We start from the raw sequence: 22,932 nt of genomic DNA on the forward strand, positions 1-22,932 counted from the left end.
CAGCTATCCTTCACGGCAAAGATGCCAATCCGCCAGCAGTCGATCGCCCGCGGCGGGTCAGTGGAGGAAACGAGCGATGCGCTCCTTGACCGAGGTGCAGAATAATCCATTTCGCGATGCGATTTCGGCGAGCCGCCCGCTCATCGGTGTCTGGTCGATGCTCAATTCGACCAATGCGGTTGAAGGCCTTGCTTGGTCGGGCTTCGACTGGCTGCTCATCGACGGGGAGCACTCCCCCGTTACGTTAGCGGACGCCATGTCTCACTTGCGCACTTTGGCGGCAACGCCGACAATTCCGATTGTGCGGCTGGCCTGGAACGATCCGGTCCTGCTCAAGCAATACCTCGATGCCGGTGCCACGACGCTTATGTTGCCTTACGTGCAGGATCAACATGAGGCGGCAAGTGCCGTTCGCGCAATGCGTTACCCTCCAAATGGCCGACGCGGCGTCGCTGCCATGCATCGAGCCAGTCGGTATGGGCGGGTTCGCGACTACCTCCAGCGTGCAGACCAAGAGCTATTCCTGATCGTTCAGATTGAAACGCTGGACGCGCTATCTCAACTCGATGCGATCCTCGCCGTTGACGGTGTGGACGCGGTATTCTTTGGTCCTGGGGATCTCGCAGCAAGCATGGGCCTGACGGGACGAGCCGATCATCCCGACGTGACGGCCGCGATCGATGCCGGACTGATCAGGGTACGCCAGACGACAAAAGCGGCCGGGGTCCTGGCGCCAAATCCAACGATCGCCGAGCATCATATTCGCGCTGGCTTCGACTTCGTTTCCGTGGCCAACGATTTTGCGCTTCTCCTCAATGCTGCGGATACAGCGGCCGCGCGCTTCCACTCGTTCGCAGGGGACCGCCTGGCCGTTGCGGCCTCATAAGGAGAGCGCATATGGCGACGGTCGAGTTCAGAAAGCTGGTCAAGCGTTACGGGACGATCGAGGTCGTGCACGGCATTGATCTTGCCGTCGCGGACGGCGAATTCGTAGTTCTTGTCGGCCCTTCGGGTTGCGGCAAGAGCACCAGCTTGCGCATGCTTGCCGGGCTCGAAGAGATCAGCGGCGGGGAAATCCTCATCAACGGTCGCGTGGTCAACGAGGTGGAGCCGCGCGATCGTGACATCGCCATGGTGTTTCAAGACTACGCGCTCTATCCGCATTTGTCGGTGTATGAGAACATGGCATTCTCGCTGCAATATCGCGACGTGCCCAGGAAGGAAATACGCCAACGGGTCTCCGAAGCCGCCGAGACCCTGGGCTTGACCGAGCTGCTGCAGCGAAAGCCCAAGGAACTTTCCGGCGGGCAACGACAACGCGTCGCCATGGGAAGAGCGATCGTTCGCAAACCCGAAGTGTTCCTTTTCGACGAACCTCTCTCCAACCTTGACGCCAAACTGCGCGCCTCCATGCGGGTCGAGATCCGGAAGCTTCACAATCGCCTGGGCGTGACCACGGTGTATGTCACCCATGACCAGGTTGAGGCGATGACCCTGGCGGACCGGGTAGTAGTCATGAACGGAGGTCACATCGAACAGATTGGAACGCCTGAAGAGGTGTATCATCGTCCACGCAGTCTCTTCGTTGCGAGCTTTATTGGTTCGCCCACCATGAACCTCTTGCCTGCAAGGGTCGAGGACACGACCGCGTTTCTTGGTGACGGAAGCGCCCAGATCGATGTCAGGCACCTCAACCGAGTCGTGCGCAACGGCCATCGTTTCGGCGTCCGCGCAGAGGATGTTTCGATTGCCGAAGGGCCGCTTCTGGAGGGCTATAGCGAGGTGAAGGCTACCGTCGAGCTGGTCGAAGCCCTCGGAGCCGACACTCTGGTTCTGACCGGTTTGGCCGGGTCATCCTTTGTTGCCCGCGTGAAGCCGGAGATGAAGCCGAAAGCAGGGGAGGTCATTGCATTGCGGTTCCGTAACGACAAGACGCATCTTTTCGACGCGCAGACCGGAGAAGCCGTGCGATGACTTCGGGACCGTCACGTGTTGGGCTTGCCGGGTTCGGCGCTTGGGGCCAAATGCACGCCCGCGCGATCGCCACCATTCCCGATGCAGAGATCGTTTCGGTCTATTGCCATAGCGAAGCCTCTGAGAAGGCCGCCGAGAATCTCCTGCCCTACGCACGTCGATTCCGCGACTACCAGGAAATGCTTGCCAGCGGCGGGATTGACGTGGTCGACGTCACGGTACCCAATCATGTGCATTCGCGCTTCGCAGTTGCCGCTCTGGAGGCAGGCGCGCACGTTTTCCTCGAAAAGCCCCTGGGTCTATCGCTTGCCGAGTGCGACGCAGTCGTGAGCGCATCGCGTCGGACGAAGCGGCTCGTTACGCTGAACCATGAGTTGCGTGTGTCCCGACAATGGGGCGCGGTACGCGAAATCGTCGCCAAGGGTGAGTTGGGTCGTATTCGATACCAGCATTTTTCGCTCTTCCGGCACCAATTTCGGCAAGGGTCGGGGGGGTGGCGCTACGACCCGGCGAAGGTGGGGTCGTGGACCCTTGAAGAGCTGGTGCACTTCTTCGATCTCGTGCTGTGGTATGCGTCAGAAAACGGCAAGCCCTCCGCCGTTCGCGCATTCGGAAACGGCGGCAGGGACGCCCTGACGGACAATTTCTCCGCGATACTGGAGTGGTCAGATGGCTCATTGGCCGTACTCAGCCAATGTCTTGCCGGCTTCGAGCATCACACCCTGCTGGAGGTCGCTGGCGACAAGGGCGCTGTACGCACCTGGTGGTCGGGCGCGCTGGACCGAACTTTACATCCCGATTTCTCGTTGAAAGTACAGCGCGCCGGGTGCGAGCCGGAGATGGTCGAGATTCCGAGATCAGGTGAAGTGTTTGAGCTCGAGGAGAACTTGCGACTTGCCTTCGCCGGCTTTCGGGAAGGACGAGCGCTGCTTCCTCCCGAGGAGGCCCGCAATTCGATCGAAGTCTGTATTGCCGCGGTCGAAGCGCACAAGACAAACAGTCGAATTGAACTTCAGTCCGTGTAGCAAAGATAATCTGAAATGAAGCGGAGGGCGTCATGTTGAGGAAACTGGTCACCGGTTTATTGAGCGCTGCGATCGGAATCGCGATGGTCAGTGGGGCGGGAGCGGCAGAGAAAATCACCGTGCTCACCTGGAACCTGCCGGTGTATGGCGAGAAGATCGACGGCTGGATCAAGGAGTTCAAGCAGAAGCACCCCGATATCGACGTCGAATGGATCGACAAAAAGGGCACCGAGTGGCCGACTTTCTACCAGACCCAACTCGCGGCAGGTACGCCGCCGGACGTCGTCAATATCCAGGGAGCGCTTTGGGCCGAGTATGCGGCGAATGGCCAGCTGCTCGACCTCACCCCCTATCTCCAGAAGGATGCAGACTTCGCGGGTCGCTTCGCCGACGGAGCGCTCGATCTATGGAAGACCGCCGATGGCAAGACCTGGATGGTCCCCTGGTATTTCAATCGAACCTTGCTGTATCTGAACAAGAAGATGCTGAGCGCGGCCGGCATCGCCGCCGCGCCGGCCTCGTTTGCAGAACTCATGGCGGATGCCCGGAAGATGACGGGCGAAGGCAAGTCCGGCTTTCTCACCACCAATTTCGATTGGCTCTATTGGCCGCTGTTCAAGATGAACGGCGTCGACATCCTGAGTGGCGATCTGAGCAAGGCAGCTTTCAACACGCCCGAAGCGCGATCAACACTCGTAGCCCTCGCCGAGGCAACCAAGTCCGGAGCAATCAACAATATCTCGTGGACGGGACGGTGGGTCGAGCCAAACACCGCCTTCGCCGCAGGCAATGTTGGCATGTATCTGGCTCCCAATTCCGCACTGTTCTGGGCAGCCAGCAAGGCCGACTGGATCAACGAGAAGAACGTAGATGTCGTGGACCCACCGGGCGACTGGTCGGTGCCCAACCACCATGGCTGGGGCGTTTCGAAAGCGAGCAAGCACGCGGATGCCGCCGTTGATCTCATCAAGATCGCGACCTCGGATAAGTGGCAGCGGACCATGGCCGAAACGTTCTCTGTGCTGACCCTCAACAAGCGCGTCGACGAGAGTGTGATTGCGTCACTGAAGACTGACGCCCCGCTGAAAGCGAAGGTCCTCGAACTCGCAGGCTCCAAGTTGGACAAGATCGTCGGCTACCTGAAGACTCCCAAGGAACAGCGCGTGAAAGATGCGTTCTGGTCTTCCGTCCAACCCGCGCTGCTGGGCCAGGCCGATCCGAACACCGCACTTGGTCAGGCGGAAGGAAAGGTCAACCGCGTCTTGACGAGCCGCTGAAGATGTCCACGACCGAGTGCTCGGCGGTGTCCCAGCGTCGCGATGGGAGCGAGAATAGAAAGACACTCTCGTATCTCTTCAAGCGGAAGCAGAGCAGGGAGCTGACATTCATATGGCTGCTCCTGCTGCCGGCACTTGCACTCTATTTCTTCTATAGAGCGGTGCCGCTCATCTGGAACCTCGTTCTGTCGTTTTGTTTTTGGGCGCCGGGCAAGCCGCTCGAGTTTGCCGGTCTCTACCACTATGAAGAGCTGTGGTATTACGACGACGCCTTCTGGACCGCGCTGCAAAACACCGCAATCTTCATGCTGGCCACGCCGATCTCGATCGCATTGGCAGTCGGGTTGGCGCTGCTCGTGGATCAGAAGGTCGCGGGGCGTGGTATCTATCGGACGATCATCTTTCTTCCCTATCCGATGATGGTCGTCGCCGTTGGCATCGTGTGGCGCTGGCTCTACAACGACAGTGTCGGGCTTATCAACTACGTGCTGCGCTCGATCGGGGTCATTGATCGTCCCATTGCGTTTCTTGAATCCTATGACTTCGCCATGGCAGCAGTGATCGTCGCCGCCATATGGCAGATCGTGGGGTTTTTTACGATCATCATTCTAACTGGCTTGCAGAATATCCCAGGTCATCTCTACGAGGCGGCTCGTATTGACGGAGCGCGGGCGCACAATCGATTCTTCCGCATCACTTTGCCGCTTCTGCGTCCTTCGCTCTTCCTTTGCGTGATCCTCGGCGTCATCGCTTCTTTTACGAGTTTTGATCTGATCTATACGATGACCGGGGGCGGACCGGGGCGGAGGACAGAGCTGCTGATCACCTACATCTACAAGGCATCCTTCACCCTGAGCAAATTCGATTATGCCGCGGCCATGACCGTCATTATGTTCGTGATATTCATGGTGATTGCATCGCTCGCCAACCGATTGGCAGGCGGTGACGCTGGCAAGGTCGATATCGCGGATTGATTGACATGACGATGCGCGCCAGAGTTCTCGTTCATACCGTTTTGATCCTGGTATCGGTCGTTATGCTCATGCCGATCTACTGGGTGGTGAAGACCAGCGTCTCCGGAGAGAATCTATTCAGCTATCCGCCATCGATTGTGCCACGTGATCCGAACCTCTTTTATTACGTGGAAGCCTGGTACACGGTGAAATTCGTGCGCCTCTTCACCAACAGTCTTGCCGTTTCTGCGCTGGTGGTGGTCGCCAACCTTGTCTTGAATTCCATGGCTGGCTATGCCCTGACGAAGCACTTCCCTGGCAAGGGCCTCGTTGTGGCTTTCCTGCTCGCATCCATGATGATTCCGTTTCACGCGACGATCATCCCGGCCTACCTCTTGACATCCGAGCTTGGGTTGCTCGACTCGAAGCTCGGCATTGCCCTTCCGGCATTCAGCCACATTGTTTGCATCTTTCTCTTCAAGTCGAATTTCGAAGCGATCCCGAAGTCTCTGATCCAGGCTGCGCGGCTTGACGGTCTGTCGGAGTTGCAGATTCTGACGCGGGTCATGCTGCCCCTGTCGAAGCCGGCGGTTGCGACAAACATCATTCTGTCGTTCGTCTGGTCCTGGAATGACTTCCTGTGGCCGCTTATCGTCGTGCGTAGTCCGGACCAACAGACGATGCCGCTCGGCCTGGTCTCCTTCCTCGCGTCGTTCGAGGACACGACGGGCTCGCTGTATGCCTTCTGTGTCCTTGTCGCATTGCCGAGCATGCTGGTGTTTCTTCTTGCCCAGAAAGATTTCATTCGCGGCCTGACTTCCGGCGCGACCAAGGGTTAGGCCGATGCTGCGCAATCCCTGGATTCGAAACCGCTTCACGGTCACCTTCGGTTCAATCGCGGCCGCCATTTTGGTTTGGAACCTTTATGTCGCCGTGAACGCAGGCGGACATATTCATGGGCTCGTCATGAATGGTGATGGGCAGCCGGTCGCGGGGGCTTCTGTTGTGCTGTCGCGCAAGACCGTTGCCTCAGTGGAAAAGTTGGCCGAGACGAATACCGACGCGAACGGCCGCTATACGTTCGATAAACACGGCCAATATGCGATTGTGGTCACAGCGACAGCCAACAGGGAAGCCGCCCGGCGAACCATCCCGCTTTGGTTTCGCAACCAGGACATCGATGTCGCACCGCTTGTCCTGGGTCAGTAGTCACGACAGCAGGGCACGGGTCCGGCATTTTCTCGCGTCTATGCGATATTCGTCGTGACCACGCCCAGGTCACGGCGAAATGCGTCAAGGGCTGACCACCAACGTCATGTTTCGACCGCGGCGGTACGACGTCGTCGGAAGCGATCCTTCGGAGCGGCCGCGAAAGCCCACCACGATCGTTGCCCATGCGGCACGCAGCTGCTACACAGGGGCGGTGTTGCCCGGATTTTTGCGAGGCATTTCAGGTAGGTAGCTGCGAAGGCCGTGAGGCCGAGATCTGGGTGTGGACCCTCCCGCCCCAGCCAGGAATCCTTCCACATTCCGGCACGGCCGCGCTCAGCTTCCCGCCATCGCATCCCGAACGAGTGCGATCACTTCGTCGGCTTCCTGTTCGGTGCTGTCGAAGCGGGTCACGAAGCGGACGACGTCCTGGCCGCGTCGCGCGAATGGCAGGCCGGTTGCAGCGAGACGGTTGATCGCTGGCACGGGGAGGCTGGCGAACACCAGATTGGCCTCGACCGGTGCGACGAGGCGGATGTCGGGCAGGGCGGACAATCCTGCGCCGAGACGGGCGGCCACCGCGTTGGCCTTGGTCGCCAGGCGGAGATAAAGGCCGTCCTCGACGTAAGCGAGGAGTTGCGCGGAGAGATAGCGCATCTTCGACCAGGTCAGGCCGGCGCGGCGCAGCCGATAGGATAGCGACTCGACGAGATCCTGATCGAACACCACGATGGCATCCGCCGACATGGCGCCGTTCTTGGTCGCGCCAAAAGACAGGATGTCGACACCGGCGCGCCAGGTCATGTCGGCCGGTCGACAGCCGAGCCGTGCCAGCGCATTGGCGAAGCGGGCGCCGTCCATGTGCAGCGAGAGATTCCGCTCATGCGCAATGGCGCCGATCTCGGTGATCTCGGCAAGCGAATAGACGGTGCCGTATTCACTGGCCTGGGTAATCGAGACGGCATCGGGCTGGGCGCGATTGCGGATGCCCCAGCCGGCCGCGGCCAGCGCCGCGCGCAGCATCGGCGGCTCGAGCCGGAAATGCCGACCCGGCATGGCGATCAGCTTCGCGCCGCCGGTGAAGGCTTCCGTGGCACCGCCTTCGGCCGTGTGGATGTGCGCCTCTTCGTGGCAATAGACGGCGCCATAGGGCCGCACGCAGCTCGCAAGCGACAAGGCGTTGGCCGCCGTGCCGGTCGGGACCGGAAACACGGTGACATCGGTCTCGAACAGCGTCGAGAAGCGGCGATTCAACAGCGCCGAATAATCGTCGTCGCCATAGGAGGCCGCCGCTCCGCTATTGGCCTCGGTGATCGCCTGGAGAATCTCGGGCGCGACCGGCGCGACATTGTCGCTGCGAAAGTTCGGCAGCTTCCGGGTGGCTTGGTTCATGACGTCCTGTCCTGCCGTCAGATGACGGTCGTTTCCTGCTTGTTGATCCGCCGGTTGATGAGAAGCAACGGAACTGCGGTGACGAGAATGAGGACCGCGGCTGCGGCGGCAGCAAGGCCCGCGCCGGTGCCTTCGATCGCATGGTACATCACGACGGTCGTCGTCACCCAGCGGCTCGAATAGAGCACGACGGTCGAGCTCAGTTCGGATGCGGCCGTGATCCAGACCAGCACCAGGCCGCCGACAAGACCGCTCGCCATCAGCGGCACCGTCAGGGTCGCGAATGTTTTTGATGGCGAAACCCCGAGATTGATCGAGGCTTCCTCAAGCGAAGGATCGAGCTGATGCACGATCGCCGATGAGGAGCGGATGGCAAAAGGCAGCTTGCGGACGACATAGGCGATCACAAGGATCAGCCAGCCGCCGGTCAGTACGAGCGGTCCGCTGTTGAAGGCGACGATGAGACCGATCGCGAGGATCGTGCCCGAGACCGCAAACGGCACCATGCCGACAAAGTCGAGCAGCCCCGACAGGCGCGAGCGATGCCGGGCGACGACATAGCCGATCGGCGCACCGATCAGCATCGTCGCAACCGCGGCGACGCTCGCAAGCGTCAGCGTGTTGAGCAGCGGTCGATAGGAGCCGGACAAGAGCGTGGCGTAATTGTCCAGCCCCAGCTCCCAGGTCAGGACCGGGCCGCGGAAGCGCAGGACCGAGACCATCAGCACGGCGGCGAAGGGCAGCAGCGAGGCGATCACGATGCCCCAGCTCATGATCGCCGCGAGCAGCCGAAGTCCCGGGCTCAGCGCCAGTTTTGCCGGCGCGCTGCGCGCATTGGTCGAGAACCGGCGCTTGCCGAGATAGTGACGTTGAACGAGCAGCGCGAGCGCGGTGCAGGCGATCAGCAGCACGCTGAGCGCGCCCGCCGCGGCCGGGTTGGCGTCGGATTCGCCGGCGAACAGCTTGAAGATGTCGACGGCCAAAAATGGCCGGTCTTCGGCCAGCACCGCCGGCACGCCGAAATTCTCAAGTGCCTCGATGAAGACGAGGAGGCCGCCCGCGAGAATTGCCGGCATCACGATCGGCAGCAGCACGGTGCGCACGACGTAAGACTGCGAGCCACCGAGATTGCGCGCGGCTTCTTCCATCGAGGCGTCGACGGCCTGAAAGCCGGCCAGCACCGGCATCACCACGTAGGGATAGAGCGTCAGCGTGAACACGATGACGATACCGGGCATGCCGTAGATCGAGCCGATCGGGATGCCGATTCCGCGTAACGCCGTGGTGACGACGCCGGCATGGCCGAACAGCAGCACCAGAGCATAGGCGCTGACGAAGGAGGGAAGCACCAACGGCAGCGACGCCAGCGTCAGCAGCAGCGCGCGGCCCGGCAAGTCAATCCGCGCGAGACAGAAGGCCAGCGGGATGCCGATGCCGCACGCGAGGCCTGTCGCGAAAGTTGCCGCGAGCAAACTGTTGCCGATCGAACCGAGATAGTAGCGGCTCTTCACGATCGCCGCGTAATTCCCGAAGGTGAAGGCGCCGGTGCCGTCGATCCGGATGCTCGCATCGAGCACGAGCGCCAGCGGGTAAAGCAGGAAAACCGCGAGCAGCACCAGGGCCACCAGGGCCACGATGGTGGCGAAGCGTTTCATGGCGCGGGAAACGCAATGATCTGGGATGGGTCGTAGGCAAGAATGAGCGCCGCGCCGGGCAAAGCGTCGACCGCCACGCCGCCGAGCGCCGCGACACGAAGCTGGGTGCCATCAGGCAACGTTGCGTGAAGACGCTGCACAGGACCGAGAAACTCGCGCAACGCCAGGCGCGCATGAACGCGTGGACCGTCGGAGCCGTCCGCAATTCGCAAGGCTTCTGGCCTGAGGGACAGCAGAACCTTTGCGCCTGGCTTTGCGACCTCGCCCCTGACCGAAAACTCCGTTCCGGCTGCGGCGACCTGGGTGTTGCTTCCGTCGAAGGCCTTTGCGACGCCCGGCACCATGTTGGTCGAGCCGAGGAACTCGGCCACGAAGGCGGTCTGCGGCTTCCGGTAGATGCGTTCGGGCGTGTCGATCTGCTCCACCTTGCCCTGCCGCAAGACCGCAATGCGGTCGGAAATCGCGAGCGCCTCCTCCTGATCATGCGTCACGTAGATCGCCGTTATGCCGAGCGCCTGCTGCAATTGTCGGATCTCGATCCGCATCTCGGTCCGCAGCTGCGCGTCGAGATTGGACAGCGGCTCGTCGAAAAGCAGAACCGCGGGCTCGATGACGAGCGCGCGGGCGATCGCCACCCGTTGCAACTGACCGCCGGAGAGCTGGTGCGGTGAGCGCGAACCATAGCCGGCGAGACGCACCCGCTCGAGCGCCTTGTCGACGCGCGATTCGATCTCGGCAGCCGGGACTTTTCTCGCCTTCAGTCCATAGGCGACGTTTTCGGCCACGGTATGGTTCGGAAAGATGGCGTAGTTCTGAAACACCATGCCGGTGTCGCGGTGATGCGCGGGCAGACCGTCGATGCGCCTGTCGCCGAACGAAATCGATCCGGATCCGACCTCGACGAAGCCGGCGATCATGCGCAGCAGCGTGGTCTTGCCGCAACCCGACGGCCCGAGCAGTGTGAACAGCTCGCCATGTTCGATGACGAGCGAGATGTCGTCCACCGCGCGCACCGGACCGAAGGTGCGGGTCAGGTTTTCGATCCGGATCGTCGTCATGAAATCAGCGTGTATCCTGGATCGTCGTCTTCAGCCTTGCGAGTGTGTCGCGCCGCGCCGCCTCCCATTTGGCATCGTCGTAGGGCAGCACCTTGATCGCCGAGAACGGCTGCATGCCGGGCGCGACGGTACCGAGCTCGATATCCTGGCGCGCAGGCCGCCGGAACGTCGCTTTCAGCAGCGTCTCCTGCACATCCCTGCTGGCGAGATAATCGATCAGCTGTTTGGCCGCTTCAGTGTTTGGTCCGCCCTTCAGAATGGCCGCGCCCTCGACGACGGCGTGCGTTCCTTCGGCCGGATAGATGACGCTCACCGGCGCGCCATTGTGGGCCCAGAGGAAGCCGGCATATTCGAGGGTGATGCCGAGCGGATACTCGCCGCTGCCGACGCCTTCGAACACCTGTGTCGAGCGATTGAGCACCTTCGCATTCGCAAGCAGCTGACTCATCTTGGCCCAGCCTGCGTCTCCTTCGCCCCATTGCGAGAGCAACAGGGTGGCTGCCGCATAAGAGAACCCGGAATTGCTGGGGTCGGTGAAGGCGAGCTTGCCCTTCCATTTGGGGTCGAGCAGGTCGGCCCAGGATTTGGGTCCACTGGCCTTGTCGATCGCCTTGGTGTTCTGACCGATCACGACCACCTGGATGTTGGTGCCGAGCCAGAGATCTTTGGGATCGCGAAACTGCGCCGGCACGGCTTCGCGGTCCTTGGCCGGGTAGGGCTGAAGATAGGGGCTCGCCAGCCGCAGGATCGTCGCGCTGACGCCCCAGATCACGTCGCCTTGCGGATTGGTGGCCTCGGACGTGATGCGGCGGACGAGCACGCCCGACCCGGTCGAGACCACGTCGACCTTGATTCCGGTCGCCTTGGCGAAGCCGTCGGCGACGAGCTTGTTCACTGTGTCGTCGTTGGCCGAATAAAGCACGACATGCTGCTCGGCCCAGGCCGATCCCGCCGCCAGGAGCGAGACGGCGAGCGCGACGCCGCGAGCGAGGATTGAGGCTGGATATCTCATCGTGTTCGCCTTCTCCGGTTCTGTTGTTGCTTATTTGCTTTGAGCGAGATGTTCGGTCGCGGCCTTGAGCCCGGCACCAGGTTCGACGGGAAGGCCCAGCTTCGTCAATACGTCTTCCAGATGAAGAAGGTCGGTCAGAATGGTTGCAGCGCTGAAGGCACCCATCGTGCCGAAGCGGATGACGCGGCCGGAAAGACGATTGCGCGCACCTGCGATGACCGTGCGATGATCCTGATAGAGCCGCCGCACGATCGTTCCGCCCTCGAGTCCATCGGGGACCTTGAAGACGACGACGGTGTTCGAGCGCGGTTCACCGCTGCAGAAGTCCGCGAGCCCGAGCGCCGCGCCGCCGGCGCGCAGCGCGCCGGACAGCTGCGCATGGCGAGCGAGCACATTCGGGAGGCCTTCCTCGTGCATCATGGACAGGGATTCACGCAGGCCGTAGAGAAGGCTGACCGGCGCCGTGAACGGGGTCTCGCTCAGCTCAATCGATTTCAGCGCGCGGCGGAAATCCCAGAAGAAAACCGATCGTCGCTCGTCCTGCTCGATCACGCGCCACGCCTTCGGGCTGACGCTGGCAAGCGCGAGGCCCGGCGGGCACATCAGCGCCTTCTGCGAGGCCGAGACGACGATGTCGACGCCCCATTCGTCCTGCCGCATCGCGATGCCGCCGAGGCCGCTGACGGAATCCGCGATCAGCAGCGTGGGCCGGTCGCGAACCAGCGCGCCGAGGGCGGCAAGGTCGGCCACCATTCCGGTCGAGCTCTCGTTGTGGACGACGACGACAGCGCGGTAGCTGCGCTCGCGGAGGCGCGCCTCCACCGCCGCAACGTCGATCGCCTGGCCCCACTCGGTTGCAACAGTGTCGACCGCGATGTTCATGGCCCTGGCGATCGACGTGAAGCGTTCGCCGAACTGGCCATGCTCGATCACGAGGATCCGGCTGTCAGGCCCGACCACATTGACGAGCGCGGCTTCCATCACGCCCGTTCCGGAGCTTGCAAAGAACATGACGCGGTTCGTCGTGCCCAGCACGGGACGGATCATCTCCTCGGTCTCGCCGATCGCGGTTTTGCACTCGGGGCCGCGATGGTTGACGATCACCCGCGCCGTGGCCTGCCGCACCCTCTCAGGGACTTCGGTGGGGCCGGGAAGCCGAAGACGATATCCTGTCGCGGGAATCGCGGATGGTTCGTTTGTCGTCATAGCTTGAAGTCACCGTTCTGACGCATGTAGGGAACGAGGCCGCCCGCACCGAGGATCGCCTTCATGATCTCAGGCAGTGGCTCCGGCCGCAGCGTGTCGCCGCTGCGCTCGTTGCGGATTGCGCCTGTCTCGTCGGAGGCGAGGATGTCGCCATCCCTGATGAGGCTGGTGTCGCAGATCAGAGGCAGCAGGCCGTTGTTGATCGCATTGCGGTAGTAGGTGCGCGAGAAGCTCTTGGCGATCACGGCTGGAATGCCGGCCCCGAGCACAGTGGTCACAGCGACTTCCATCGCCGAGCCGCAACCGAAATTCTTGCCCGCCACCAGAATATCGCCTGAAAGCACCGAGGCTGCGAAGCCGGGATCGACATGCTCGAACAGGAATTGCTTGAGCACGGCAGGATCGAGGCTCTCGCGCTTGCGGGTCGAACTGATGATCGCATCGGTATTGACGTCATCGCCGACCATTCGTGCGCGCCCTCGCAAGACGGTCATCGCGTTACCTCGTCCGGATCGGTGACGACGCCGCGCGTCGCGGCGGCCGCACAGGCGGCGGGGGAGGCGAGGTAGATCGACGCCTTTGCGTTACCCATGCGTCCTTTGAAATTGCGGTTGGCGGTCGAGATCACCGAGATCCCGTCGCCGGGGATTACGCCGCAGGTGCCACAGCAGGAGCCGCAACCCGGCTCGACGACGGTCGCGCCGAAGCCGATCAACGCGTCCAGCGTTCCGTCCGCCGCCATGGCGTCGCGAACCTCGCGCGAGGCGGGCGTGACCACCAGCTGCACACCGGGTGCAACGCCGCCGCCGGCTTGCAGCACCTCAACGGCCTGGTGAAAATCGCGCAATCGGCCGCCGGTGCAGGTGCCGAGATAGACCATCTGGATCGGCGTGCCGCTCGCGTTGGCGAGTGGAACGACCTGATCCACCAGATGCGGCAGCGCGATCTGCGGCGCGAGTCGATCGAGCGCGATCTCCACGGTCCGGCTGTAATGTGCATCCGGATCGGGAGCGACCGCTTCGAAAGTCTGTTCGGTGCGTCCGTGCAAATAGGCGGCAGTTTCCGCATCAGCCGGAAAGATGCCGTTCTTCGCGCCCATCTCGACCGCGAGATTGCTCAGGACGAGCCGGTCTTCCAGCGCGAGCGTGGCAACGCCGGGGCCTGCAAATTCGAGCGCCTGGTAGGCGGCTCCGTCCGCGCCGAGCTGGCCTGCGAGCGCCAATGCAATGTCCTTGGCATAGACGCCGCGCGGCAGCCGGCCAGTCAGGACGACGCGGATGGTTTGGGGCACGCGCAGCCAGATCCGGCCGCACAACATGATAGCGGCGAGATCGGACGAGCCGATCCCGGTCGCAAAGCAATTCAGTGCCCCGTACGTGACAGCATGGCTGTCGGCGCCAACCACCAATCCGCCCGGTCGTGCACGGCCTGTTTCGACGATGAGCTGGTGACCGATGCCTGCGCCGGCCTCATGCAGCGTGACACCGTGGCTTTCAGCGAAATCGCGCATCACACGATGCAGACCGATCGTCTGCGCACTCGTCGGTGGCACGTAATGGTCGAGTGCAAAGACCAGTCGGCCAGGATCGCGTACGCGCTCACCGCCCATGGCCTTGAAATAATCGAGCGCCATGGGGACGGAGCCGTCGGTGCCGAGCGCGCAATCGACCTCGCAGACGACGAGATCGCCGGCACGCACGTTCTGCCCTGACTTTCGAGCGAGGATCTTCTCCGAGATCGTACGCCCGGCCATCGCTAAACCTCAGACGGCTCGCGACCCGCGTCCGCAAAGGCGCGCGTCCATTCGCCCGCGGCAGCACGCCTGCGGGAAGGGATCCTGAAGCCTGTGGCCATGCAGAACCTCATTGAAAATGGAATGCCATTCCGTCTAGTGTAACGGTGAGGACACCGAGGTCAACCGAAATCGGCGAGACAGGAGCTTCGATGCTCAAGACGCAAGGCGTCGCCACCGTGCAGCGCACACTGGCGATCCTCGACAGCTTCATCGGATCCGGACCGCAAACCCTGGCCGATATCGCCAGGATCACGGGCCTGGCGAAGCCGACGGTGATGCGCTCGCTGGTGTCGCTGGACGAAGCGGGCTACGTCGTCCGCCTCAGCGATGGCCGCTACGCGCTAGGCGCCAAGACCTTTCAACTCGGCAGCACCTATCGGGCGAATTTCAATCTCGAGCATCATGTGCTGCCGGTGCTTCAGCAACTCAGTCAGCAGACGCTGGAGAGCAGCGCGTTTCACGTCCGCGAACGCGATCAGCGGCTCTGCCTGTTTCGCGTGGACTCACCGCAACTCGTTCGCGATGTCGCGCGCCCCACGAGCCTCGCGCCGCTCGATCTGACGTCGACAGGGCACGTGCTGAGCACGGCCAGCTGGAGCGATCACGTTGATGACGGCGCGCAAATCTTTGTCAGTTCCGGAGTCTACGACACCGTCACGGCCTCGCTTTCCACCGCTGTGTTCGGTCATGAAGGCGCTTTGGTCGGTGCGATGACCGTCAGCGGCCCGATCGAACGCATCCGTCAGGCCGACCTCAAGGCGCTCGCGTCGCGGCTGACCGATGCGTCGCATCGGCTCTCGCTTGTCTTGGGTGCGCGGCTGCCCCGCGAAGCCGGTAGCTTGCGGATCATCAACCTGCCGTCGGCAGAAACCGGCTCGCTCTGACCTCGATCGAACGAGCGGACGTGGGCCCAAGGTCGCGTCTTCCAGTGCGTGTCCCCTGTGTGACTGACCTCACAGCTTCGACGAATGCCGGACTTTATACCTGTGACCACTGGCCGAGAGGGGCAGTCCCTCCCAACGCAAACAGGAGATGGCAATGACCAAATTCAAGACGTCTGAAGACGAACGTTCTGCGGTTCTGCTCGATGATGCGGCGCTGGAGAAGGTGGTGGGTGGTTCCGCCGACAATGGCTTCCAGAGCTATCTGGATGCGCACTCGGTCGGCGGTTGGACGATGCGAGACGTTTTCGCCAGGCCGGTGCTCGGACGCTACACTCCGCAATAATCCCGGGCCGGGCTGGCCATACTCCGGAAAACTGCGAAGAGGTCATCCGATGGGGTGACCTTTTTCGATCCACCATCCGGTCACTTTCGCCGACGACGTTCGTGACGCTGCCCGGCCGCAAAGGACTGTCCGAACATCCCGACCGGCAACCGACTCCCTCAAAGTCGAGAGCGAATGGAACTCAGAATTCCGGTCGTCGTGTCGACGACTTGCAGGGCCTGCTGAGCCTTGGCCAAGCCGAGAGGCGATCTTGCGCACTGCTCGGGCAACAGGGCGATCTTCTTGCGCTGGCTGGTCAGGATTTTGGTCGACTGCTCGACGGCAAATTTCACCACGTCGCGAGTCGGGTCATTCTCACCGACATTGGTCAGCTCTTTCTCGATCGTTATCAGATATTCGAAACTGGACAGCTCTTGAGACATCTCGACAAGATTCTGGATCGTGAACTTCACGCAATCCGCGTCGACAGCGGAGATGTCCGGTCGCTTCGAGGTCTGCACCAGGTCGCCCATCAGGTTCGCGAACAACGGCCTGAGATCATCGACCTTCTTCAGGTCGGTTGGGCTCAGGACGCCGGCGAGAGACGTATTCGTGGCGACGAGCAATCCGAGGCATGGCCACGCCAGCCGGGCGATCAAGGTGCGGGCTGTTGCGACGAGCGCGATGCGATCCGCTTGCCAATTCATCTGATGTGTCCGATGCTCTCCGCCTCGACAGGTTCAATTCGACTTCGTTGCGAACTTAGCTCCGCTCACAATTTCGCTCAATCCCATTCTCGGCCTCGTCCAAGCGGACGATCGCACCGAAATGTTTTGCGACGGAGTACGGTGTGACTGAGGGCACTGACAAAATCTTCCGCGCCAGCGCGCTACAGCGTGCGGCCTCGCCGGAGGAGCTTGATCATCTCGTTGCGATCACCAAGCCCGCGGACTGGATCCTGGCCGTGATCGTGACAATCGCGCTGGTCGCCGCGCTGGTCTGGGGCGTTTACGGCCGGATCCCGTCGCGCGTGTCGGGGCAGGGGATTCTGGTCGGCAGCGGTCGTGTCGTCGATGCGGTCTCTGCTGCGGAAGGACGGCTCGCCTCGCTCAGCGTTTCCGTCGGCGACCATGTCGAGCGCGGGCAGGTGATCGCGCAGATCTCGCAGACCGAGACCGAGCAGAAATACAGCAACGCTTTCGAAACCTACAAGGAGCGTCAGCGCGAGCATGACGACATGGCGGCAAAAGTCGCGGCGGAACTTGCCGCCAAGGCCGCCAATTTTGACAAGCTCGAAGCGGCCTTCAACAAGGTCATCGAGGCGACGGGCCAGCGCGTGCAGTCTCTCGATGTCGACGTGAGGAATCTCGAACAGCTGTTGGCGAAGGGCCTGACGACGCGGAAGACGCTCGAGGATCGCCGTCTCGAACTGACGGAGGCGCAGCAGCGCCGGACGGATTCACAGAACGAAATCCTCAAGCTCCACGCGCAGAAGACCGACCTCGAAACCCAGCGCGAGCATGAGTTGCAGCAGGCCGAGTTCGCCTCGAACGCTGCGCGCCGAGAGATGCAGGCGCTCGCGGGAACGCTGGGACGCAATTCGCAGGTTCTCAGTCCCATTGCCGGACGTGTGCTGGAGATCAAGATATCGTCAGGCTCGGTTCTCGCCGTGGGCACGCCGGTCGTTCTCATCGAAGACGAGGGCGCCCGTCTCGAAGCGGTGATCTACATCCCGGCGGAGCAGGGCAAGAGCGTCAAGCCGGGTTATCAGGTGCGCGTCGCCCCCAGCACGGTGAAGCGCGAGGAATTCGGCACCATGATCGGTGTGGTCTCGAGCGTCTCGGAATTTCCGGTGACGCCGCAGGGCATGACCGCCGTGCTGCACAATGATCAGCTCGTCAAGGTATTCTCCCATGACGGCGCGCCTTATGCGGTGTCGGTGTCGCTGGACCAGGACCCGTCGACCGCAAGCGGCTATCGCTGGGCGGTGGGCAAGGGGCCGCAGGTTCATCTCACCAGCGGCACGCTGGCGCAGGCCGAGATCACCACGCGAAACAGGCGCCCGATCGATCTCGTTGTTCCCCTGCTGCGGAAGTGGACGGGGATCGATGGATAGTCCGGCCTCGACCGCAGGAATCAAGCGGACGCCGACCATTCTGCAAATGGAAGCGGCGGAGTGCGGCGCCGCCTGCCTTGCCATGGTGCTGGCGCATTACGGATCCTGGGTGCCGCTCGAGCGGCTTCGCGTCGAATGCGGTGTCTCCCGCGACGGCAGCAAGGCCAGCAACGTCGTCCGGGCGGCGAAGCGCTTCGGGCTCTCGGCGAAAGGATTTCGGCTGGACCTTGCTGCGCTCGGCGCGGCGCCGACGCCGTGCATCATCCACTGGAACTTCAACCATTTCGTCGTCCTGGAAGGCATCAAGGGCAAGTCCGCCTCCATCAACGATCCTGCCTTCGGGCGCCGGCAGATCGGCATCGACGAGCTCGACCGGAGCTTCACCGGCGTCGTCCTGACCATGGAGCCGGCACCCGGGTTCACGCCGACCGGTGGCAAGCCGGCCGGGTTGCGGCTGCTGCTGCGGGAATTGCGCGGCTCAAAAGCGGCGGTCGGTCTGCTGATCCTGCTCAGCCTCGTCATGGTCGTCCCCGGCCTCGTGGCCGCGAGCTTTTCGAAGATCTTCATCGACGACATCCTGATTCAGCACCTGAACGGATGGTTGCGCCCGCTGCTGGTCGGCATGGCCGCAACTGCGCTGATCCGCACCATCCTGACGCTGCTGCAACAGTCGCTGCTGCTGCGGCTGCAGACGAAGCTCTCGGTCGTGATGATCAGCCGCTTTCTCTGGCGCGTGATGGCACTGCCGATCGAGTTCTTCACCCAGCGCCATGCCGGCGACATCGCGGCGCGGGTCGGAGCCAATGACCAGATTGCGCGCCTGCTCGCCGGCGGCATTGCCGCCAATGCGCTCAGTCTGACCTCGGTCGTGTTCTTCGCCTTCGCGATGATCGTCTACGATCACTGGCTGGCCCTGGTCTGCATCGGCCTGTCGCTGTTCAACGTTCTCACCCTGCGGCTGTCGATGCGGCGCAGGGAGGATTTGAGCCGCGGGCTCTCGCTGGAGCGCGGCAAGCTCCTGGGCGCCGTCGTCAGCATCGTCAGGTCGATCGAGACCATCAAGGCGAGCGGGCTCGAGGACGAAGCCTTTGGGCAATGGTCCGGCATCCAGGCCAAGGTGCTGAACGCCGAGCGCGATCTGGCGTCCTCGTCGATCCTCCTCGACATGATCCCGACCCTGATCGCCGGCCTGACCATGACCGCGATCCTGATCCTCGGCGGCTTGCGGGTGATCGAAGGCTCGCTCACGCTCGGCAGCCTCGTCGCCTTCCAGGCGTTGATGGCGAGTTTTTCCGAACCGGTGGCGACGCTGGTCAATCAGGCCGGCAGCTTTCAACTGATCAAGGGCGCGCTCGACCGCCTTGAAGACGTCTACAATTATCCGCTCGGTGATCCCGGGCGTGCATCAGACAAGATGTTTCCTGCGAGACTGGACGGGCGCATCGAGTTCCGGGACGTGCAGTTCGGCTATTCGCTGCTTGAGCCGCCGCTCATTTCCAGCCTCTCGATCACAGTGGCTCCGGGATCGCGCGTGGCGCTGGTCGGCGCCTCCGGCAGCGGAAAATCCACCCTCGGCCGCCTCGTCTGCGGGCTCTACAAGCCCTGGGCCGGCGAAATCCTGGTTGACGGGACGCCGCTCCAGGAGGTCCCGCCCGAGATCCTCGCCAACTCCATCGCCTATGTCGACCAGGACATCTTCCTGTTCGAGGGCACGATCCGCGACAATCTCACGCTCTGGGACCGCACCACGGCGGACATCGACCTCACCCGCGCGCTCAAGGACGGCGAGATCCAGGACGATATCGCGATCCGCGCCGGCAATTACGATTCCTATGTCAACGAGGGCGGGACGAATTTCAGCGGCGGCCAGCGCCAGCGCATCGAGATCGCCCGCGCGCTGGTCGGGCGTCCCTCCATCGTCGTGCTCGACGAGGCGACCGCGGCGCTCGACCCTGTCACGGAGAAGGCCATCGACGACAATCTGCGCCGTTGCGGATGCACCTGCATCATCATCGCGCATCGTCTCAGCACGATCAGGGATTGCGACGAGATCGTCGTGTTGCGGCAGGGCAAGGTCGTCGAGCGCGGCACGCACGAGTCTCTTCTCGCCCTGAACGGCGAATATGCCCGCCTGGTGTCGCAGGAATGACCGATAGCATCGACCATATCGTCTCAGCTGCGGGCCTCGTCGCAGCGGTGGAATCGCCGGGCGAGATCGCGCTCGATGGCCGCCGGCCGATTCTGCTCGATCACCACGGCCAGGTGCTTGAAATCGTTGCCGGTCACGCGGACGTCTTTGCCATCGATGTCACAGACGGCAAATCCGGCAGCCGGCATCATCTGTTCCGAATCGCGCGGGGGGATGTCATTCCCGATCTCCCGGGTTATCCTGCGTCATCTCCGGACGGGCTGCGCTTCATTGCGGTCGGCGCGCAGGACACGCGCGTGTCCGTCGTGGCCAGGACCGATCTGGCGTCCGAACAGGCCCTGCGTTGGATTGAGCGGCTTGCGCGCTTCATCGCAGGACCGGCGCCGCAGTGGCACCTGGCTGAGTTGTCGGAGGGCGAGGTGGTGCTGGCCGCAGGCGAGCCGCGTCGCGGTCCGATGCGCGGCCTGCTCTGGCTCAATGTCGAGCGCGGTGCGCTGAGCCTGATCGGGCGAGGCGCGGCTTACGACGCTGGAAGTCCGCCGCTGCCGTTGACGTCAGGCTTATGGGTCGAGGCGGGCGCAGGTGGATGTGCCGTCGGCGCTGCCGGCGACGCCCCGGCGGGCGATCTGATCTGGCCGGCGATCGATCGGTTTCATCAAAACTTCGTCGCATGCGTTCGGGACATGCTTGACCGCGACGCGCAGAATGAGAACGCGCGGCTGGCGAGCCGGAGCGGGCTCGCCGCGACGCAAGCGGTGGAGGCTTTTGACCGCCTCTCCGGCATCATCGTGCGGCGCTTCGATCACGAAGCCGTCGATGCGTCCTGGTCCGACAGGCTGGCCGGCGTCTGCCAGATCGTCGGCAACGCGATGCGCGCGCCGATCGCGATCAGCAGTCGCGGCGACGGCAGCGCGCAGGATCTTTCCGGCCTTTCCCAGATCGCGCAGACCGCACGTCTGCGGCTGCGCGAGGTCCTGCTTCGGCAGGACTGGTGGCGACTGGATGCTGGCCCGATGGTCGGCTGGCATGGCGAGGGACGTGATCCAGTCGCACTCGTCTACGAGCCGCGCCGCGGATACATCATGGTCGACCCGCTCACGAAGGCGCGCCGGCCGGTTGACCGGGCCATCGCGGCGCAGATCGCCCCGGAAGCGGCCACGTTCTATCCGCCGCTGCCGTCGCGCGCCCTGAAATTCAGGGACCTCCTGCAATTCTCCCTCCGCCATATCCGCGGTTCCGGGCTGCGCATCGCGCTGTCGGTCGCGATGATCGGGCTGTTGTCGCTGGTGACGCCGTTCATCACCAATCTGCTGATCAGCTCGATCATCCCGCGCTCGGAGCTGGACCAGCTCGCCTTCTGTGCGCTTGCGCTGATTCTGGCGGGGCTGTCGGTGGCCGGCGTCCAGCTCATGCAGGGCTTCGTCATGCTGCGGATGGAGGCGACGATCGACTGGCGGTTGCAGTCGGCGATGATCGATCGCCTGCTCCGCTTGCCGACCGCCATCTTCCGCGAGTACACCGCCGGCGAACTGGTCGACCGCGCCATGGGCATCGATGCCGCACGGCGGGCCCTGACCGGCCACGCGCTGCGCGGCGTGATCGCCGGCCTGTTCTGTGTCTTTAGCCTCGGCCTGATGCTCTACTACAGTCCCAAGCTGGCGCTGCTCGCCATTGCGCTGACATTGGTTCGGGCCGCGGTCATCATCGGCACCAATCTTGTGCGGTTGAATTTCGAGAGCAAGCACTTCAACCAGCAGGGCAAGGTCAGCGGCTTCGTCCTCCAGCTCCTCACCGGCGTCGGCAAATTGCGCGTCTCCGCGGCGACGTCGCGTGCGCTCGCCATCTGGTCGAAGCAGTTCGCGACGCAGAAGCAGTACTTCGTGTCGTCGCAGATGGCGGGCAACGGCCTTGGTGCGTTCGAGACGGCGTTTCCTACCATCGCGACGCTGATCATCTACGCTTACGCAACCTATTCGAGCAGCGGCTTGCTCACTGACATCGGCACGTTCTTCGCGTTCTTTTCCGCCTTTGGCCAATCCATGGGCTCGGTCGGCTCCTGGGCGGCCGGCGTGAGCGAGGCGCTCATCGCTATCCCGCCGCTGCTTCGGCTGCGGCCGCTGATCGCGAGCCCGACGGAAATTCCTGATGACCGGAAGCCGCCAGGGGAACTGTCCGGATCGGTCGAGCTCGCGCGCGTGTCGTTCCGGTATCTCCAGAACGGCCCGCTGGTGCTCGACAACATCTCCCTGAAGATCACGCCTGGCGAATATGTCGCGGTGGTAGGTCCGTCCGGAAGCGGGAAATCGTCCTTGTTCCGGCTGCTGCTGGGGTTCGAACGCCCGGAATTCGGCGCGGTGTTCTACGACGGCAAGTCGATCGAGACGCTGGATGCGAGCGCACTGCGCCGCCAGCTCGGCGTTGTCTTGCAGAACGCCAGGCTCGCCAACGGAAACCTCTACGAGAATATCTGCGGCGGCATCCGGTTGCCGCTCGACCAGGCCTGGGAGGCCGCACGTCTCGCGGGCATCGCAGACGACATCAAGGCGATGCCGATGGGCATGCTCACCCAGGTGTCCGAGGGTGTCAGCACGCTTTCCGGCGGGCAGCGCCAGCGCATCATGATTGCGCGGGCGATCGCGCGGCGCCCGCGCATCCTCTTGTTCGACGAGGCGACGAGCTCGCTGGACAATCAATCACAGGCCATCGTCAGCGACGCACTGGAGAATCTGAACGTCACCCGTATCGTGATCGCGCACCGGCTGAGCACCGTGCAGCGTGCCGACCGGATCATCGTGCTGGTCGACGGCAAGATCGTCGAAACAGGGACGTTCGCCGAGCTGAACGCCGCCTCCGGCATGTTCGCCTCGTTCGCGCGGCGCCAGATGCTCTGAGCGACGCGGTGCTC

General features: G+C 62.9%; 20 protein-coding genes. 12 read left to right on the forward strand and 8 right to left on the reverse strand.

The window, feature by feature from the left end; genetic code table 11:
- The first annotated feature begins 76 nt into the window (after positions 1-76).
- Genes JQ631_RS01925 through JQ631_RS01955 form a run of 7 tightly spaced genes read left to right on the forward strand, consistent with a single transcriptional unit; the run spans position 77 to position 6,438 of the window.
- A complete protein-coding gene (locus JQ631_RS01925) occupies positions 77-886 on the forward strand; it encodes an HpcH/HpaI aldolase family protein (RefSeq protein WP_212323499.1) in 810 nt (269 codons plus the stop codon).
- An 11-nt stretch (positions 887-897) separates the two neighbouring features.
- Positions 898-1,974: an ABC transporter ATP-binding protein gene (locus tag JQ631_RS01930; RefSeq protein ID WP_212323501.1), complete on the forward strand. Its 1,077-nt coding sequence runs from the start codon at positions 898-900 to the stop codon at positions 1,972-1,974.
- On the forward strand, positions 1,971-2,999 hold the full coding sequence (locus JQ631_RS01935) for a Gfo/Idh/MocA family protein (protein WP_212323503.1): 1,029 nt from the start codon (positions 1,971-1,973) through the stop codon (positions 2,997-2,999). The genes JQ631_RS01930 and JQ631_RS01935 overlap by 4 nt, the downstream gene beginning before the upstream one ends.
- A 32-nt stretch (positions 3,000-3,031) precedes the next feature.
- Positions 3,032-4,276, forward strand: coding sequence for an ABC transporter substrate-binding protein (locus tag JQ631_RS01940; RefSeq protein ID WP_212323505.1), 1,245 nt, complete (start codon positions 3,032-3,034; stop codon positions 4,274-4,276).
- A 2-nt stretch (positions 4,277-4,278) separates the two neighbouring features.
- Positions 4,279-5,250, forward strand: coding sequence for a carbohydrate ABC transporter permease (locus JQ631_RS01945; protein WP_212323507.1), 972 nt, complete (start codon positions 4,279-4,281; stop codon positions 5,248-5,250).
- A gap of 5 nt (positions 5,251-5,255) precedes the next feature.
- Entirely contained in the window at positions 5,256-6,068 is an 813-nt protein-coding gene (locus JQ631_RS01950) for a carbohydrate ABC transporter permease (protein WP_212323509.1), read from the forward strand.
- A gap of 4 nt (positions 6,069-6,072) precedes the next feature.
- Positions 6,073-6,438 (forward strand): carboxypeptidase-like regulatory domain-containing protein, encoded by a 366-nt coding sequence (locus tag JQ631_RS01955; protein WP_212323511.1) that lies wholly within the window; start codon positions 6,073-6,075, stop codon positions 6,436-6,438.
- A 336-nt stretch (positions 6,439-6,774) separates the two neighbouring features.
- Here the strand turns inward: JQ631_RS01955 and JQ631_RS01960 are convergent, their stop codons facing one another.
- From JQ631_RS01960 to JQ631_RS01990, 7 genes are all read right to left on the reverse strand, one after another.
- Positions 6,775-7,830 carry a threonine aldolase family protein gene (locus tag JQ631_RS01960; protein ID WP_212323513.1) on the reverse strand — a complete coding sequence of 352 codons (1,056 nt, stop codon included), beginning with the start codon at positions 7,828-7,830 and terminating at the stop codon, positions 6,775-6,777.
- 17 nt (positions 7,831-7,847) lie between these two features.
- Positions 7,848-9,485, reverse strand: coding sequence for an ABC transporter permease (locus tag JQ631_RS01965; protein WP_212323515.1), 1,638 nt, complete (start codon positions 9,483-9,485; stop codon positions 7,848-7,850).
- Positions 9,482-10,543 (reverse strand): ABC transporter ATP-binding protein, encoded by a 1,062-nt coding sequence (locus JQ631_RS01970; protein WP_212323516.1) that lies wholly within the window; start codon positions 10,541-10,543, stop codon positions 9,482-9,484. Before JQ631_RS01970 ends, JQ631_RS01965 begins: the two co-directional genes overlap by 4 nt.
- Positions 10,544-10,547: 4 nt before the next feature.
- Entirely contained in the window at positions 10,548-11,555 is a 1,008-nt protein-coding gene (locus JQ631_RS01975) for an extracellular solute-binding protein (protein WP_212323517.1), read from the reverse strand.
- Between the two features lie 30 nt (positions 11,556-11,585).
- A complete protein-coding gene (locus JQ631_RS01980; protein WP_212323518.1) occupies positions 11,586-12,680 on the reverse strand; it encodes a pyridoxal-phosphate-dependent aminotransferase family protein in 1,095 nt (364 codons plus the stop codon).
- 77 nt (positions 12,681-12,757) lie between these two features.
- On the reverse strand, positions 12,758-13,255 hold the full coding sequence (locus JQ631_RS01985) for a LeuD/DmdB family oxidoreductase small subunit (protein ID WP_212323519.1): 498 nt from the start codon (positions 13,253-13,255) through the stop codon (positions 12,758-12,760).
- Positions 13,252-14,514, reverse strand: coding sequence for a 3-isopropylmalate dehydratase large subunit (locus tag JQ631_RS01990; protein WP_212323520.1), 1,263 nt, complete (start codon positions 14,512-14,514; stop codon positions 13,252-13,254). Before JQ631_RS01990 ends, JQ631_RS01985 begins: the two co-directional genes overlap by 4 nt.
- Before the next feature lie 191 nt (positions 14,515-14,705).
- Between JQ631_RS01990 and JQ631_RS01995 the strand changes: the two genes are divergently transcribed.
- Together JQ631_RS01995 and JQ631_RS02000 are read left to right on the forward strand one after the other, a co-directional pair.
- A complete protein-coding gene (locus JQ631_RS01995) occupies positions 14,706-15,440 on the forward strand; it encodes an IclR family transcriptional regulator (RefSeq protein WP_212323522.1) in 735 nt (244 codons plus the stop codon).
- 154 nt (positions 15,441-15,594) lie between these two features.
- Positions 15,595-15,783 (forward strand): hypothetical protein, encoded by a 189-nt coding sequence (locus JQ631_RS02000; RefSeq protein WP_212323524.1) that lies wholly within the window; start codon positions 15,595-15,597, stop codon positions 15,781-15,783.
- Between the two features lie 158 nt (positions 15,784-15,941).
- Here the strand turns inward: JQ631_RS02000 and JQ631_RS02005 are convergent, their stop codons facing one another.
- Positions 15,942-16,421, reverse strand: coding sequence for a hypothetical protein (locus JQ631_RS02005; protein WP_249160092.1), 480 nt, complete (start codon positions 16,419-16,421; stop codon positions 15,942-15,944).
- Between the two features lie 191 nt (positions 16,422-16,612).
- Between JQ631_RS02005 and JQ631_RS02010 the strand changes: the two genes are divergently transcribed.
- Genes JQ631_RS02010 through JQ631_RS02020 form a run of 3 tightly spaced genes read left to right on the forward strand, consistent with a single transcriptional unit; the run spans position 16,613 to position 22,918 of the window.
- Complete coding sequence (locus JQ631_RS02010; RefSeq protein ID WP_212323526.1) at positions 16,613-17,878, forward strand: NHLP bacteriocin system secretion protein; 1,266 nt, start codon at positions 16,613-16,615, stop codon at positions 17,876-17,878.
- Positions 17,871-20,027 (forward strand): NHLP family bacteriocin export ABC transporter peptidase/permease/ATPase subunit, encoded by a 2,157-nt coding sequence (locus JQ631_RS02015; protein ID WP_212323527.1) that lies wholly within the window; start codon positions 17,871-17,873, stop codon positions 20,025-20,027. The genes JQ631_RS02010 and JQ631_RS02015 overlap by 8 nt, the downstream gene beginning before the upstream one ends.
- Positions 20,024-22,918 (forward strand): NHLP bacteriocin export ABC transporter permease/ATPase subunit, encoded by a 2,895-nt coding sequence (locus tag JQ631_RS02020; protein WP_212323528.1) that lies wholly within the window; start codon positions 20,024-20,026, stop codon positions 22,916-22,918. The genes JQ631_RS02015 and JQ631_RS02020 overlap by 4 nt, the downstream gene beginning before the upstream one ends.
- Positions 22,919-22,932: the final 14 nt, after the last annotated feature.

Origin of the sequence: Bradyrhizobium manausense (assembly GCF_018131105.1) — a bacterium.
Classification (GTDB): domain Bacteria; phylum Pseudomonadota; class Alphaproteobacteria; order Rhizobiales; family Xanthobacteraceae; genus Bradyrhizobium; species Bradyrhizobium manausense_B.

Coding starts and splice junctions, on each gene's coding strand:
- JQ631_RS02000 (WP_212323524.1), top strand. CDS start 15,595: ATGACCAAATTCAAGACGTCTGAAGACGAACGTTCTGCGGTTCTGCTC.
- JQ631_RS02015 (WP_212323527.1), top strand. CDS start 17,871: ATGGATAGTCCGGCCTCGACCGCAGGAATCAAGCGGACGCCGACCATT.
- JQ631_RS01925 (WP_212323499.1), top strand. CDS start 77: ATGCGCTCCTTGACCGAGGTGCAGAATAATCCATTTCGCGATGCGATT.
- JQ631_RS01945 (WP_212323507.1), top strand. CDS start 4,279: ATGTCCACGACCGAGTGCTCGGCGGTGTCCCAGCGTCGCGATGGGAGC.
- JQ631_RS01960 (WP_212323513.1), bottom strand. CDS start 7,830: ATGAACCAAGCCACCCGGAAGCTGCCGAACTTTCGCAGCGACAATGTC.
- JQ631_RS01940 (WP_212323505.1), top strand. CDS start 3,032: ATGTTGAGGAAACTGGTCACCGGTTTATTGAGCGCTGCGATCGGAATC.
- JQ631_RS02020 (WP_212323528.1), top strand. CDS start 20,024: ATGACCGATAGCATCGACCATATCGTCTCAGCTGCGGGCCTCGTCGCA.
- JQ631_RS01955 (WP_212323511.1), top strand. CDS start 6,073: ATGCTGCGCAATCCCTGGATTCGAAACCGCTTCACGGTCACCTTCGGT.
- JQ631_RS01985 (WP_212323519.1), bottom strand. CDS start 13,255: ATGACCGTCTTGCGAGGGCGCGCACGAATGGTCGGCGATGACGTCAAT.
- JQ631_RS01990 (WP_212323520.1), bottom strand. CDS start 14,514: ATGGCCGGGCGTACGATCTCGGAGAAGATCCTCGCTCGAAAGTCAGGG.
- JQ631_RS01965 (WP_212323515.1), bottom strand. CDS start 9,485: ATGAAACGCTTCGCCACCATCGTGGCCCTGGTGGCCCTGGTGCTGCTC.
- JQ631_RS01930 (WP_212323501.1), top strand. CDS start 898: ATGGCGACGGTCGAGTTCAGAAAGCTGGTCAAGCGTTACGGGACGATC.
- JQ631_RS01995 (WP_212323522.1), top strand. CDS start 14,706: ATGCTCAAGACGCAAGGCGTCGCCACCGTGCAGCGCACACTGGCGATC.
- JQ631_RS01935 (WP_212323503.1), top strand. CDS start 1,971: ATGACTTCGGGACCGTCACGTGTTGGGCTTGCCGGGTTCGGCGCTTGG.
- JQ631_RS01970 (WP_212323516.1), bottom strand. CDS start 10,543: ATGACGACGATCCGGATCGAAAACCTGACCCGCACCTTCGGTCCGGTG.
- JQ631_RS01950 (WP_212323509.1), top strand. CDS start 5,256: ATGACGATGCGCGCCAGAGTTCTCGTTCATACCGTTTTGATCCTGGTA.
- JQ631_RS01975 (WP_212323517.1), bottom strand. CDS start 11,555: ATGAGATATCCAGCCTCAATCCTCGCTCGCGGCGTCGCGCTCGCCGTC.